Annotated in this window: 14 protein-coding genes; 6 read left to right on the top strand and 8 right to left on the bottom strand. The window is 63.4% G+C overall.

Going from position 1 to position 13,904, the window contains the following annotated elements; translation table 11 throughout:
• Window positions 1-23 precede the first annotated feature (23 nt).
• Both A3AU_RS0121825 and A3AU_RS0121820 read right to left on the bottom strand, forming a co-directional pair.
• A complete protein-coding gene (locus tag A3AU_RS0121825; protein ID WP_027054759.1) occupies window positions 24-413 on the bottom strand; it encodes a nuclear transport factor 2 family protein in 390 nt (129 codons plus the stop codon).
• Window position 414: 1 nt separating this feature from the next.
• Window positions 415-1,317 (bottom strand): MBL fold metallo-hydrolase, encoded by a 903-nt coding sequence (locus tag A3AU_RS0121820; protein WP_027054758.1) that lies wholly within the window; start codon window positions 1,315-1,317, stop codon window positions 415-417.
• 168 nt (window positions 1,318-1,485) lie between these two features.
• Between A3AU_RS0121820 and A3AU_RS0121815 the strand changes: the two genes are divergently transcribed.
• On the top strand, window positions 1,486-2,376 hold the full coding sequence (locus A3AU_RS0121815; RefSeq protein ID WP_027054757.1) for a LysR family transcriptional regulator: 891 nt from the start codon (window positions 1,486-1,488) through the stop codon (window positions 2,374-2,376).
• Window positions 2,377-2,552: 176 nt separating this feature from the next.
• Here the strand turns inward: A3AU_RS0121815 and A3AU_RS0121810 are convergent, their stop codons facing one another.
• Window positions 2,553-2,882, bottom strand: a complete 330-nt coding sequence (locus tag A3AU_RS0121810) for a hypothetical protein (protein ID WP_027054756.1) — start codon at window positions 2,880-2,882, stop codon at window positions 2,553-2,555.
• Between the two features lie 274 nt (window positions 2,883-3,156).
• Here A3AU_RS0121810 and A3AU_RS0121805 point away from each other — a divergent pair, with 274 nt between their 5' ends.
• Entirely contained in the window at window positions 3,157-3,369 is a 213-nt protein-coding gene (locus A3AU_RS0121805; protein WP_010910991.1) for a cold-shock protein, read from the top strand.
• A 236-nt stretch (window positions 3,370-3,605) separates the two neighbouring features.
• Here the strand turns inward: A3AU_RS0121805 and A3AU_RS0121800 are convergent, their stop codons facing one another.
• From A3AU_RS0121800 to A3AU_RS0121790, 3 genes are all read right to left on the bottom strand, one after another.
• Window positions 3,606-4,214: a glutathione S-transferase family protein gene (locus A3AU_RS0121800; protein ID WP_027054755.1), complete on the bottom strand. Its 609-nt coding sequence runs from the start codon at window positions 4,212-4,214 to the stop codon at window positions 3,606-3,608.
• 130 nt (window positions 4,215-4,344) lie between these two features.
• Window positions 4,345-5,193 carry an EAL domain-containing protein gene (locus tag A3AU_RS0121795; protein WP_027054754.1) on the bottom strand — a complete coding sequence of 283 codons (849 nt, stop codon included), beginning with the start codon at window positions 5,191-5,193 and terminating at the stop codon, window positions 4,345-4,347.
• Window positions 5,190-6,077, bottom strand: a complete 888-nt coding sequence (locus tag A3AU_RS0121790) for an EAL domain-containing protein (RefSeq protein WP_027054753.1) — start codon at window positions 6,075-6,077, stop codon at window positions 5,190-5,192. Before A3AU_RS0121790 ends, A3AU_RS0121795 begins: the two co-directional genes overlap by 4 nt.
• A 219-nt stretch (window positions 6,078-6,296) precedes the next feature.
• Here A3AU_RS0121790 and A3AU_RS0121785 point away from each other — a divergent pair, with 219 nt between their 5' ends.
• Window positions 6,297-7,499, top strand: a complete 1,203-nt coding sequence (locus A3AU_RS0121785; protein ID WP_027054752.1) for a pyridoxal phosphate-dependent aminotransferase — start codon at window positions 6,297-6,299, stop codon at window positions 7,497-7,499.
• Between the two features lie 75 nt (window positions 7,500-7,574).
• Here the strand turns inward: A3AU_RS0121785 and A3AU_RS0121780 are convergent, their stop codons facing one another.
• Together A3AU_RS0121780 and A3AU_RS0121775 are read right to left on the bottom strand one after the other, a co-directional pair.
• Entirely contained in the window at window positions 7,575-9,092 is a 1,518-nt protein-coding gene (locus tag A3AU_RS0121780) for an MFS transporter (RefSeq protein ID WP_027054751.1), read from the bottom strand.
• 108 nt (window positions 9,093-9,200) lie between these two features.
• Window positions 9,201-9,596 (bottom strand): (R)-mandelonitrile lyase, encoded by a 396-nt coding sequence (locus tag A3AU_RS0121775; protein WP_027054750.1) that lies wholly within the window; start codon window positions 9,594-9,596, stop codon window positions 9,201-9,203.
• A 235-nt stretch (window positions 9,597-9,831) separates the two neighbouring features.
• Between A3AU_RS0121775 and A3AU_RS0121770 the strand changes: the two genes are divergently transcribed.
• The 3 genes from A3AU_RS0121770 to A3AU_RS1000000138185 all read left to right on the top strand — a co-directional run.
• Entirely contained in the window at window positions 9,832-11,361 is a 1,530-nt protein-coding gene (locus A3AU_RS0121770; RefSeq protein WP_027054749.1) for a putative bifunctional diguanylate cyclase/phosphodiesterase, read from the top strand.
• 199 nt (window positions 11,362-11,560) lie between these two features.
• Window positions 11,561-13,612, top strand: coding sequence for an elongation factor G (locus A3AU_RS0121765; RefSeq protein WP_027054748.1), 2,052 nt, complete (start codon window positions 11,561-11,563; stop codon window positions 13,610-13,612).
• 113 nt (window positions 13,613-13,725) lie between these two features.
• A partial coding sequence (locus tag A3AU_RS1000000138185; protein WP_245235549.1) for a transposase family protein occupies window positions 13,726-13,904 on the top strand: 179 nt, incomplete at its 3' end.

Genomic DNA, 13,904 nt, shown 5'->3' with positions numbered 1-13,904 from the left:
TTTCTCCTTGGATTGTGGATTAGTCAGGTCAGGGCGCGCGCGACCAGGACCGTATCGACATATTGCCGCATGCGGACGATCTTGCCGTCCCGCAGTTCATAGAGATGAGCGAACGGTGCCGTCATCGACTTTCCCGTCGCCCTGTAGATGCCGGAATACACGCCAAAGGCCGCTACCCGGTCCCCATCGGCCATGAAGGTGTGCACGTCGGCGTGGTATCCGGTCCATTCCGATCCGAGCCGCGTGAAGACGCCCTGCATCAGGGCCTCGACGCCGACATAGGTGCCGGCGTAGGGGAATCCTTCCGCCTCCGTCCATTCGACATCGGGGGAAAGAACAGCCAGAAGATTGCGGCCGTTCTCCTCGGAGGTCCCCTCGTAGGTGCTCCGGATCAAGTCGAGGTTCGTCGCCATGTCAGCCCCACTTCATCTCGCCCTTGGCGACCTTGGACCCGATATCGAGGGCGACACCCATGCCGAGACCGGGGAAGCGGGCCTCCATGGCGGCCTTTAGAGCGGCGCTGTCGGCCGCCTTGCTCAGCTCTTCCTCGAAGGCGAGAAGATAGGACTTGGTGAAATCCACGGCCGAGGGACCAGTAGCGGCATCGGGGGCCATATGGCCCGGCACCACGACGGCGGGCTTGCGGGCGGCAATCGCCTCCAGCGTCTTGACCCAAGCGGCGCGGCTTTCCTTGGTCTGCGTGTCGGCGGTCCAGACGTGAACACCCCCGAAGATCATAACCCCGCCGAATACGGCATTGAGCGAGGGCACGAACAGGTAGCGGCGGTTGGCAAGTCCTTGTTCCGCATCGACGATCTCGATCGCCTCGCCATCGACGGTGAGTGTGGGGCCGTCGAATGCCACGGGAAGAACGATGTCGGACAGAGCCTGGGGACCGTTTTCCTTCAACTGCGGGCCCCAAACGGCAAGCTTCTTCTCCACATTGCCCTTGATGGCTTCCAGCGTGGCGGAGGCAGCAATCACCTTTGCCTCGGGAAAGGCTTCCCGCACCGGTTTCAGGCTGAAGTAGTAGTCGGGATCGGACTGGCTGACATAGATGGTGGTCAGCTTCTTGCCGGTGGCCTTGATGGCCTCGGCCAGCGCCTTGCCGTCCGGATAGGTGAAGCCGCCGTCGATCAACAGGGCTTCGCTAGGTCCGGAAAGCAGCACTGGCGCCCGGAAGAAGCCGTTCGGACCTGCCGGAAAGTGTTTCCAGCCAAGCTTGCTGCCAGCAGCTTGGCCGCCGTCGACAGGGGCGAATACGGCGGTTGCGCCTAGGGCCAATGACGTCTTCATGATCTGTCTCCTCGTGAACATGGAATAACTCCGTTGAATTGGACGGGATCAGCCCGTGATCGCTATCCGCATGTGCGTGTTTTCATCGATAGAACCCGCGCGGATGGTAAGCCCGCCGGATTAATCGATAAATTACCTATAATGATACAAACTGTGTGCTAAAACATTACAATTAACTCAAGGCATCCCATGGAACCCATCAACCTCAACCGCCTCGCCTATTTTGCCACGGTGGTCGACGCAGGTTCTTTTACCCGCGCAGCCGAGCGACTTGGCATTACGAAAACCGTCGTCAGCCAACAGGTCGCCCGTCTTGAAGCCGAACTGCAGGCCACGCTTCTCGTACGCACGACGCGAAGGCTCGAGCCGACGGAAGCGGGTCGCCGTCTCCATGCACGGTGCGTTCTAATCCTGCGGGATGTCGAAGAGGCGGTTGCCGAGATTGGGGAGGCCAACACTGAGGTGGCCGGCGTACTGCGCGTTTCCGCGCCCAATGATTATGGGACGATCGTGGTTGCCCCGATCGCCGCGCGCTTTCGGCAGAAATTTGCGGCTTGCGGCGTCGAGCTCTCTATTTCCGATGCTAAAATTGATTTGATCGGTAACAAGATAGACCTGTCCATCCGGGTCGGCTGGCTGGAAGACTCCAGCCAGCAGGCGCGTCGCATCGGCACCTTCCGGCAGATACTGGTCGCCTCGCGGGATTTCGCTGCCAAGGTCACGGTCGGCGAACCAGAAGATCTTTCTCTCTTGCCGCTCGTTGCCAATGCCGTGCTTCGCAAGCCCTTCACCTGGACCTTTGCCCGCGGCGATGTCGAGCGACGGACCATCACAATGCGCGAAGCGTTCTCCATAAATTCGACCCCGGCCGTACTGGAGGCGACGCTCGCCGGCGGCGGACTGGCAATCCTGCCGGACTACCTGGTCATCGATCATCTATCGAAGGGCCGCCTCGTCCATATGCTCCCGAACTGGTCGCTGCCTTCCGGCGGCATTCACGTGGTCTATCCGGCGGCGCGCTTTCGCCCGCAGAAAGTAACGCGATTCGTGTCCATGCTCATGCAGCACATCCAAGATTGAAAGTACTGTTGCTCCAGGCAGCGCGGTTATCGGGTCAGCAAAGGATTCCGGCCCGTTGATGAGCCGCGCTCCGCTAAAGCGCGTCGCGTTGGAAGGGATTCAGGCGACGCGCCTGAGTCTTTGTTTCGATGCATGTCGTTGTCCCGGAACCGCTGCACACTTCTGGGCGACATGCATTAGTTGTTGTGGAAGAAGCGCCGGCGGAAATGCCGATCGTTGTCCGGCCGCTTGCAGTTGTAGACCGGGCAGGATTTGGCGTCGGCGCTCGGCACATAGGCGCGCGTTCTCACCTCGCCCATGGTGCAGAATTGCTGGCTCTGCACGTAGCGGTCGTAGAGCGGCAGCCCCGGCACACGTTTCGACTGGTAGCGCAGGATGACCGCGCCCTGCCGCGCTATCGTCGACTGCACCTTGCCACAGCTCATATGCGTCGGGTCGTAGCGCGAAATCGCCTGCGCCTCGGCGGCCACCAGCGTCAGGCAGGCGGCAAGCACAATGGTTTTCATGGTCTCCTCCCCTGATCCGCGGCCAGACAGCGCAATCTTCCGCAACGATTTCACCACATTGGGGCGGGCGTTGGGCAGTGCCGCGATCACGGTTTTTTCACGCAGTCTTGTTTTTGGAACGAAAGCAGACTATATCAGCCCCATTGATATTTCGGCCGATCGATCCGGGCCTCGCGATCTTCGCGTTTGCTGACGTCTATCTCCAAAATCTCGATGCACACCGGCTGGACGTTGGTCTGGTCAAACTAAAGCAAATGTTGAAGGACTATCTAAAATGGCAACTGGAACGGTCAAGTGGTTCAACGCCACCAAGGGCTTCGGCTTCATCCAGCCTGACGCGGGCGGCGCGGACGTTTTCGTCCACATCTCCGCTGTCGAGCGCGCTGGTCTGTCGACCCTGGTCGAAGGCCAGAAGATCAACTTCGAGATCGAGCAGGACCGCCGCACCGGCAAGTCGTCCGCTGGTTCTCTGAGCAAGGCAGCCTGATTTTGAAAATGGCGCGCGCCGGGCGAGAGCTCGGGGCGCGCGGCAAGTCACGGATGTACTGACGGTCGCGCGAGAAGCGCGCCCGGAGCGGAAAGACCGAAACGCTGGAACAGCAGATAGCTGCCAGCCCGGACCGGACGCTCCCGATCAGGCTACCGAAATGGGAAGGCGGGATTTATCCCGCCTTTTTGTTTGTCTGGAGTTAGGCGAAGCCGGCGAAGCTTTGCTGGGACTGCTTATCCCACCCACCCGATCGGAACATGCCCCGGATCCGCCTCCACGCGGCCGAGCCAGGCCACGACAGCCGGATAAGCGTCGAGCTGGAAGCCGCCCTGCTCGGCCGTATGCGTGTAGGCATAGAGCGCGATGTCGGCGACGCTGAAGGCGCTGCCGGCGAAGAAGGCGTTGTTCTCCAGACATTTGTTCATCACGCCGAGCGCCTTGTTGCCGCGCTCCAGCGTCACCGCCAGCCGCTCGGGCGTCGCATCGCTGGCGCGCTCGGGAAAGGTCAGCAGCGCCTTGCGCACGGCGATGTAGGGTTCGTGGCTGTACTGCTCGAAGAAAAGCCACTGATAGGCAAGCCCCCGCTCATACTTGTCCCGCGGCAGGAAGCGCGTGCCTTCGGCGAGGTAGAGCAGGATGGCGTTGGACTCGGCCAGCCGGCGGCCGTCGTCGAGCTCGAGCAGCGGCACCATGGCGTTCGGGTTCTTGGCGACGAAGTCGGCCTTTCGCGTGTCGCCGGTGTGCGAACTCACTTCGATGGTGGTGAAGGCGAGGCCAAGCTTGGCCATCAGCAGGCGCGGCTTGTAGCAATTGCCGCTGTCGATCATGCTGTAGAGTATCATGGACGGTCCCCGGAGCGCTGCCTTGTACAGGCGAGTATCGCAGCGGCGGCGTCCTCTACCAATGATTTGTTTTGGTCGGACAATCAGCGGCGGTGATGAGAGCAACGGCTTTCGCCAATTGCCGACGTGTCTAGCCGAACAACGGCACGACATTGTTCTCCCTGCCCAGCAGCGCATCGATGGCGATCGGCTCTTCGTCGAAGATGGTGCCGGCAAGCGCCGGCCGGGCGAGCAGAAACCCCTGCAGCAGGTCGACACCGCCATCGAGCGCGACGCGCAAATGAACCGGTTGCTCGATGCCTTCGACCAGCACCTTGGCGCCGCGGTCGTGCAGGCTGGAGACCAGCGGGCGGAAAAATCGTTCGGCGGCGGCGTGGCGGCAGAACTCCGCGAACCAGCCGCCGTCGATCTTGACGATATCGGGCTGAAGCAGGCTCACCCGCTCCTCCGTCGAGTGGCCGGTGCCGAAATCGTCGATGGCGATGCGGATGCCGTCGCGCCGCATCTCGCGCACCAGCCGGGCCAGCAGTACGTCGTCCGCCGCCTGTTCGGTGATTTCACAGACCAGCATGCCCGGGGCAAGGCCGAGCTCGCCGAGATGCCGGCTCATCAGCCGGATCTCCGCCAGCGCTCGCCCGGGTTGGTCGTTGATCATCGGATTGTAGTTGAAGAACAGATCAAGCCCGTCGACGCCGATGTTGTGGAAATTCCTTAAATGCAGCACCCGGCACATGGTCTCGACATCAAGCCGGTCCGGCGCGGCGACGCTATCGAAGAATGCCCGCGGCGACCCTGCCCGCCCGGCACGATGCGGCTCGATCAGCCCTTCGACCGCCACCGCGTGCAGCGAACGCCCGAGCGGCGCGAAGATCGGCTGGTAGGCGCTGCGCAAGCGGAAGCCGCCATGGATCCCGTATTCGATGCCGATCTCGTCGGCGAAGATCGCGTTGCCGACATTGCGCCGCCGCTCGAGCCTCATGGCGCGCCCCGGCGCCCGAAGGCTCTTGCCGGCCGTGGCGTCTGCGGTGAGGCTGGCACCGGTGCGGCAGACGCTACGACGGTCTCTGGCGCGGCTTTGTCGAGAACGCGAAAACTCGTCGGTGCCAGCTCCGGCCGCGCCAGCACGAAGCCTTGAACCATCGAAGCCCCGGACTTCTCGGCCAGTTCCAGTTGCCACCCCTCCTCGATGCCCTCGAACACCGTGCGTATGCCTTGGTCCTCGAAGCTTTTCACCATGGTGGTCAACAGCGCGAATCCGGCGCCGGACTCCATGAGCTGCGTGATCCAGGTGGCATCGAATTTGACGATGTCGGGCCTCAATTCCTTGACGCGGTTGATGTCGGAATCGTCGGCGCCATAGTCGTCGACGGCGATGCGAAAGCCATTGCCCCGCAGCGCCGCGACGAAGCTGTGCAAGGTCTCCTGCGACGCCGGCCGCTGCTCGGTCACCTCGCACACGACGCGGCCGGGATCGATGCCGGCCTCGTGCAGCACCAGCCGCATTTCGCGCAAGGCATTGTCGGCGATCGATCGCTCGGTGAACACCGAGGGGTCGAAATTCACGAAGATCGACGCCTCCTGCGGCAGGCAGGCGCCGGCATTGAGCAAGTGCAGCGTCCTGGTCAGCGCTTCTACATGCAGGCGGTCGGCGGCCGGACAGGTCGAGAAGAAGGTCATCGGCGATTGCGGCTCACCGTCGCGGAACGGGCGGATCAGCCCTTCAAAGGCCGCAACCGCCAGCTTGCCGTCCTTGAAGGTGAAGATCGGCTGGAAGGCACTTTGCAGCGTGTAGATACCCCAGACACCGGACGAGGTGCCGTCATCATGACGGATGATGTGGGCAAGCCCGATGCTGCGCGACACGGTTCCTCGCTCCGCAACCTGGCGGAATTGGATTTACGATCCTGTCATGCAAGCCTCTACCGCGCGTTAATGAATTTAGTGTTGCCGATCACGCCGCATTGACCGTGCCGCCCCACCTGGCCCAGCCGAGAAAGCTTGCGCAAAGGGGAATGATGCGACATGAGAAGCGCCGCGGCCGCTCCTGGCCGCGCCGATCTTCTCAAGGAGAGATATCTGGTCATGGCCTTTCTTGCCGACACCCTTTCCCGCGTAAAGCCTTCCGCCACCATCGCGGTGACGCAGAAAGCGCGCGAGCTGAAAAATGCCGGCCGTGACATTATCGGCCTCGGCGCCGGCGAGCCGGATTTCGACACGCCCGACAACATCAAGAATGCAGCGATCGAGGCGATCCGCCGTGGCGAGACCAAGTATCCGCCGGTCTCGGGCATCGTGCCGCTGCGCGAGGCGATCGCAAAGAAGTTCAAGCGCGAGAACAATCTCGACTACAAGCCCGAGCAGACCATTGTCGGCACCGGCGGCAAGCAGATCCTGTTCAACGCGTTCATGGCGACGCTCAACCCCGGCGACGAGGTCATCATCCCCCGCCCCTACTGGGTCAGCTATCCCGAGATGGTGGCGATCTGCGGCGGCACCTCGGTCTATGCCGACACCTCGATCGACAATGGATTCAAATTGACGGCCGCGGTGCTGGAGAAGGCGATCACGCCGAAGACCAAGTGGCTCTTGATGAACTCGCCGTCCAACCCGTCGGGCGCGGCCTATACGCAAGCCGAACTGCGCGCGCTGGCCGATGTGCTGCTCAAGCATCCGCATGTCTGGACGCTGACCGACGACATGTACGAACACCTGACCTATGGCGACTTCGTCTTCAAGACCATCGCCGAGGTCGAGCCGAAGCTCTACGAGCGCACGCTGACCATGAACGGCGTCTCGAAGGCCTATGCCATGACCGGCTGGCGCATCGGCTATGCCGCCGGCCCGGTCCAGCTGATCAAGGCAATGGACATGATCCAGGGCCAGCAGACCTCGGGCGCCTGCACCATCGCGCAATGGGCCTCCGTCGAGGCGCTCAACGGCCCGCAGGACTTCATCACCAAGAACAAGGCGATCTTCCAGGGGCGCCGCGACCTCGTGGTATCGATGCTCAACCAGGCGCGCGGCATTACCTGCCCGTCGCCGGAAGGCGCCTTCTACGTCTATCCGTCCTGCGCCCAGCTGATCGGCAAGAAGACCAAGGCCGGCAAGGTGATCGACACCGACGAAGCCTTCTGCTCGGAACTGCTCGAGGCCGAGGGGGTGGCCGTGGTGTTCGGCTCGGCTTTCGGCCTCGGCCCCAACTTCCGCATCTCCTACGCCACCTCGGATGCGTTGCTGGAGGAAGCCTGCACCCGCATCCAGCGGTTCACGGCATCGCTGACCTGATCGGTTTCGTTTGAAAAATGGAAAAGCCCGGCGTCAGTTCACGACGCCGGGTTTTTTTGTTGGCTGTGAAGCAGTTCACGCCCGCTGCTTGGCCTCCTTGGCCGAGCGCGCCTCGGCCGGCGCCAGCACAGTGATCAACAGCGCGGCGGTGAGGAACGCGCCAATCGCCGCAGTCAGCATCGCCGCATGGAAGCCGCCGGCATAGGCTGTCGCGAACAGCTCGTGCACGCCGCTCTCGCCGATCGCCGCGTCTGTCGCGAAATCATGCCGTGAGATGGCCGCACGAGCCACTGCTTCGGCATTGGCGATACCAGCGTCGTGGAGAGAGCTTGTGAGCAGGCTGGTCGCCCGCATGCTCATCAGGGCGCCGAGCAGCGCGATGCCGATGGCCAGCCCGCTCTGGCGGGTGGCATTGACGACCGCCGACACCATGCCGGATCGCTCGCGCGGCGCGTAGGACATGGCGGCCGCGCTGCCGGTCGGAATCGCCAGCGAGTTGCCGAGACCGTTGATGGCAAACAAAGCGCACAGCACCGTGTATGGCGTCGACGGTCCGGCCCAGCACATGCCGAGCAAGGAGAGGCCGATCAGCACATAGCCCGAAATCATCAAGACCGAATGCCCGTAGCGGGCGCTCAGCCGGCCGATCCATGGCGACACCACGATCTGGACGATGAAGGCCGGCGCCATGCGCAGGCCGGTCTGCGTCGGCGACCAGCCCTGCACCTGCTGCAGGAACATCGAGAAGAAGAAGACGCTGGTGTAGGAGGTGAAGCCAAGCGCGAACGAGGCGATATTGGCGACCGCAAAGCGCACGTCGCGGAACAGGCCGAGCGGCAGCATGGGTCGCGGGGTGCGCGCCTCGTAGCCAAGAAACACCGCCAGGCCAACCACACCGGCAATGATGGCCGTGATGGTCCCGGGATCGCTCCAGCCCGCTTCGCCGGCCGAGATCAGCCCGAAGGTCAGCGCGCCGAGCCACAGGACCGAGAGCGCCAGGCCGATCAGGTCGAGATGGGCATGTTCGGGATGCGCCGTCTCCTCGATCGAGGCGGCACCGAGCGCAATGGTGAAAAGGCCGAGCGGCAGGTTGATCAGGAAGATGCTCTGCCAGCCGACACTCTGGACAAGGATGCCGCCGAGCACCGGGCCGACGACCAGTGAAATGGCGGCGAACGAGGCCCAGCCGCCGATGACGCCGGCCCGCTCGCGCGGATCCGGAAAGGCCTGCGTCAAGATCGACAGCGCGCCTGGAATAAGCAGCGAGCCGGCTATGCCCTGCACCACCCGGCCGGCCAGCAGCGCCGGCAAATTGGGCGCGACGGCACAGATCAGCGAACCGGCGACGAAGATGCCGACGCCGGCCAGCCACGAGCGCTTGCGGCCATAGCGGTCACCGATCAGGCCCGACGACAGCATGAAGGCCGACAGGCAAAGCGTGTAGGCGTCTACCACCCATTGCAGGCCGCCGAAATCGGTGTGCAGCGCCTGCTGGATGGTCGGCAGCGCGACATTGACGATGCTGACGTCGAGCAGGGCGACGAACGAGCCGAGATAGACGGCGGCAACGAGCGGCAGGCGGTTCTTCGGCATGGTCTGTCCAGACAGTCAGATTTCGCAGCCATCTACAACGGCAGCGAACTCGCCGAAACCCTCTCGGCGTTGTTCCTCAGGATGTTGCGGCCCGAATAGACCGGGCACTCAGCCGCCATATTGCTCGGCGGTCACTGCTTCCAGCCACTCGGCATGGACGCCGTCGAGCGCCTCCTGCATGGCGATATGCGTCATTGCCGTCTTCGGCCCGGCACCATGCCAATGCTTCTCGCCCGGCGCGAACGAGATCACGTCGCCGGCCCTGATCACCTGGACCGGCCCGCCCCATGTCTGGGCGAGCCCGGCGCCCGAGGTGACATAGAGCGTCTGGCCGAGCGGATGCGTGTGCCAATGGGTGCGCGCACCGGGCTCGAAGGATACCAGCACTGCCCTCAGCCGCGCCGGCGCCTCCGCCTCGATGATCGGCGTCTGCAGAACCCGGCCGGTGAAGTATTTCTCCGGTGCCATGATGGTCGGCACGCTGCCGCAAGCAATAATCTTCATCGTCCGACCCCAAAAGCGAAGCGACCGGCGGCAAGCGCCGCCTCTCATCGAGGCATTCTCGGCCGATATCATGTCGGGCGCAACCGACGGTTTGCGGTCCGCAGCGCGAAGAAGCAGTTCTTTCTCCTTAACCATGAAGCTCTCCGCTTGGCGACGCGGCGCCAAACAACGGCGAACTCAATGTCTTCTTAACGGCTCGGCACTAGCCGTGAGCCGGTACTGCGGGGGCTGGCGGATGAGCATACTGGCGACGATCAAGGACCATAGCGGCCGGATCTATCGCGGCATCCAGGCCCTGCTTGTGCTCAGCATCGGCGCGTCCGCACTCGGTGCTTTCGACATCTCGCGGAACCTGTCCTCGGCCAGCGCTTTCACCGTCTCGATTCTGGCGACCGGCCTCGCCTTGCTGGCGCTGATGTATATGCGCAGCAGCGTCGTCCATCGCTTGCGCTCGGCAGCCGCCGCCGAGGTGGAAAAGCATCATTTCCTGACCAGGGACGCCATGACCGGGGCGACGACCAGGCGCTATTTCCTCGAAGCGTTGCGCGACAGCCTGGGCACCATGCGCGACCGGCGCGAGGCGACTTTGCTGTTGATCGACGTCGATCACTTCAAGCAGCTCAACGACACCTTCGGGCATCAGTTCGGCGACCTCGCTCTGGCACACCTGGTCAAGACGTCGGAGCGCATCTTTGCCGGCGGCATGGTCGGACGGCTCGGCGGCGACGAATTCGGCGTCATCATTCCGCATGGCGACCTCGTCGCCATCAGCAAGGATATCAGGCAATTGCTCGATGTGATGCGGGCCGGGAAGTCGTATGAAGGCAAGACCATTCCGCTCTCCGTCTCCGTCGGCGTGGCGCTGGCGCCGGCGCATGCTTCGAACACGACGGAACTGATGCTGGTTGCCGACCTCGCGCTTTATGAAAGCAAGGCGGCGGGCCGTGGCCGCGTCACCGTGTTCGACGAGGAAATGCTGTCCGACAAGCGTTACCGCCGCTTGGTCGAGCGGGAATTGCGCGCGGCGGTCTATCTCGGCGAGCTCGAACTGCACTACCAGCCGATCGTCAATCCAGACGGGTCCACTTATGCCTTCGAAGGCCTGATCCGCTGGCGCCATCCGGTGCGCGGGTTGATCTCGCCGGCCGAGTTCATCCCCATCGCCGAACGCTCGACCCTGATCGACATGCTCGGCGAATGGGTGTTCAAGCGGGCTTGTGCCGATATCAGCCATTTCCCCGGGCGCCGCATCTCGATCAACGTCTCCGGCGAACAGCTGAAGCGCGACGAGATCGTCACCATGTGCGACCGTGTGCTGAAGGAAACCGGCCGTTCCGCGGCACAGTTCATCATCGAGATCACCGAGACGGTGGCGACCGCCGCCACGCCCGAAATCCTGCGCCGCCTCGAAGCCTTGCGCGGCCTCGGCTTCCACATCGCGCTCGACGATTTCGGCACCGGCCATTGCGGCTTCAACTATCTGAAGACCCTGCCCATCGACAGCATCAAGATCGACCGCTCCTATATCAGCAGCCTTGCCCACGACCAGGTGGCGCAGATTTTCGTTTCGGCGCTGGCACAGATCGCCCGTATCCAGGACGTCACCATCGTTGCCGAAGGCATCGAGACCCAGGAAGAGTTCGCGCTGGCCAAGGCCGCCGGCTGCAACCGCTTCCAGGGCTATTTCCTCGGCAGGCCGGCACCGCGCGACCAGGTGGCCTCCCCGCGCGCCATCGATACTGAACCCATGGCGTTGAGCGCCTGAGGACGCTGAACGGTAGCGGATTTCTATTTTCCTTGCCCTGCCGGCAAACAAGTGGGACGATGCTTTTGGGCAGGTGGCCATCGAAAAGACCCCCGCCCGCGACGGTCGAACAGGCCGGCCGCCGCTCAGGACCGATTGACCACGCCTGAACCATGCATGTCAGTCGGTCCCTAGGGAAACGCCTGAGTGGAGGTCAGCCATGGGTACTCGCGCCGGAGGACGACGCACGGGACCGAAATGCATTGCCATAGTCGGTCCCTTTGCAAGCGGTAAGACGACACTTCTCGAAGCCATATTGGCCCGTACGGGCGCCATTCCCCGCCAGAACCCGGTTTCCTCGGGCAGCACAGTCTCAGATCATTCGCCGGAGGCGCGCGCCCACGCCATGAGCGTCGAGGCGACGATCGCCACCACCGAATTCATGGGTGAGCAGATCACCTTCGTCGATTGTCCCGGCTCGATTGAATTCTCCTTCGAGGCCGAGCCGGTGCTGGCCGCCTGCGACCTCGCGGTGGTCGTTGCCGAGGCCGATGAAAAGAAGATCCCTGCCCTGCAGCTCATCATGCGCAAGCTCGACGATCTCGGCGTGCCGCGCATCCTGTTCCTCAACAAGGTCGACAAGGCGATCGCGGGCGTGCGCGACACGCTGAAGATGCTGCAGCCGGCAAGCTCGGTGCCGCTCCTGCTGCGCCAGATTCCGCTGCGCAAGGACGGCGTCGTCATCGGCTCGATCGATCTGGCGCTGGAGCGCGCCTACATCTACCGCGAATATGCCGAGAGCGAGGTGGCTCAGATACCTGGCGACGACAAGGCTCGCGAACTGGAAGCACGCTTTTCCATGCTGGAGACGCTGGCCGACCATGACGACCAGTTGATGGAACAACTGCTCGAGGAGATCGAGCCGCCGAAGGACGCGATCTTCGACGACCTCGCCGCCGATCTGCGCGATGGCGCCGTGACGCCGGTGCTGATCGGCACCGCCGAGAAAGGCAATGGCGTGCTGCGCCTGCTGAAGGCGATCCGCCACGACGCGCCCGACATCGAGGCCACCCGCAAGCGGCTCGGCGCCCCGGATGGCAGTGCGACCGTCGTCCAGGTGATGAAGACCATCCACACGCCGCATGGCGGCAAGCTGTCGGTGTCGCGCATCCTGTCCGGCCAGGTTGCCGACGGCTTGGAACTGTGGCTGCCCGGCGGCGACACCGCCAAGGTTTCCGGCATCTACAAGATGCTCGGCAAGGACCAGTTCAAGCTCACCGCAGCCAAGGCCGGCGACACCGTTGCGCTGGGCAAGCTGGACGAGGTCAAGACCGGCCAGACGCTGACTTCGGCCAAGGGCGGCACCAAGCAGTTGTTCGCTTTCGAGCCGCCGCAACCGGTCTTCGCCTTCGCGCTCCGGCCGAAGGAACGCAAGGACGAGGTCAAGATGTCGGCGGCCATCCAGCGGCTGGCCGAGGAGGATCCCTCGCTCAGCCTGCGCCACAACCAGGACTCGGCCGAGACGGTGTTGTCGGGGCATGGCGAGATGCATCTGCGCGTCGTGCGCGAGCGGCTGGAGGGCAAGAACCAGATCCCGGTCGAAGGCCATGCCCCGGCCGTGCCCTATCGCGAGACGATCCGCAAACCGGCGCAGCAGCGCGGCCGCCACAAGAAGCAGTCGGGCGGTCATGGCCAGTTCGGCGATGTGGTGATCGAGATCAAGCCGCTGCCGCGCGGCTCCGGCTTCCAGTTCACCGACACCATCACCGGCGGCGTGGTGCCCAAGACCTACATCCAGTCGGTGGAGACCGGCATACGCGATTATCTGAAAACAGGCCCGCTCGGCTTCCCCGTCGTCGATGTCGCCGTCAACCTATCGGACGGCTCCTACCATGCGGTCGATTCTTCCGACATGGCCTTCCAGATGGCGGCGAAGCTGGCGATGAAGGAAGGTATGGCGGCCTGCTCGCCGGTGCTGCTGGAGCCGGTGATGAAAGTGGTGATCGTCACGCCGTCGGACGCGACATCGAAGATCATCGCGCTCATCCCGCAGCGGCGCGGCCAGATCCTCGGCTATGATGCGCGGCCCGACTGGCCGGGCTGGGATGTCGTCGAGGCGACCATGCCGCAGGCCGAGATCGGCGACCTGATCATCGAGCTGCGCTCGGCGACAGCGGGCGTTGCCAGCTATCGCGCCGAATTCGACCATATGGCCGAACTCACCGGCCGCCTCGCCGACGAAGCGATGAACGCCAACGGCAAGGCTGCCTGATTTCGTTACCGTCAGCCGCTCTCCCCCCTCAAAGGCAGGGGAATCGCATATGGCGATTTTGCGCTTGAAGTTGGTGTGAGAAGGGATTCTTTGGGAAGGCAGTCCACTGAGGAGTGACTGCCATTTCCAGCCTTGAGAGCTATTTCGGCTCGGTTCCTGATCCGCGTGCTGCCAACGCCACGCACCGGCTCGGTGATCTGATCGTGATGATGATCGCGGCGAGCCTGTGCGGCGCGACCAATGCGACGGAGTTCTCGCTGTTCGCGCAAGAGCGCAAGCAAGCGCTGTCGCG

This window comes from Mesorhizobium erdmanii USDA 3471, from assembly GCF_000472705.1.
Lineage (GTDB): Bacteria > Pseudomonadota > Alphaproteobacteria > Rhizobiales > Rhizobiaceae > Mesorhizobium > Mesorhizobium erdmanii.
Note: the sequence above shows the minus strand (reverse complement) of the source record. Positions and strands in the feature narration are given on the sequence as shown.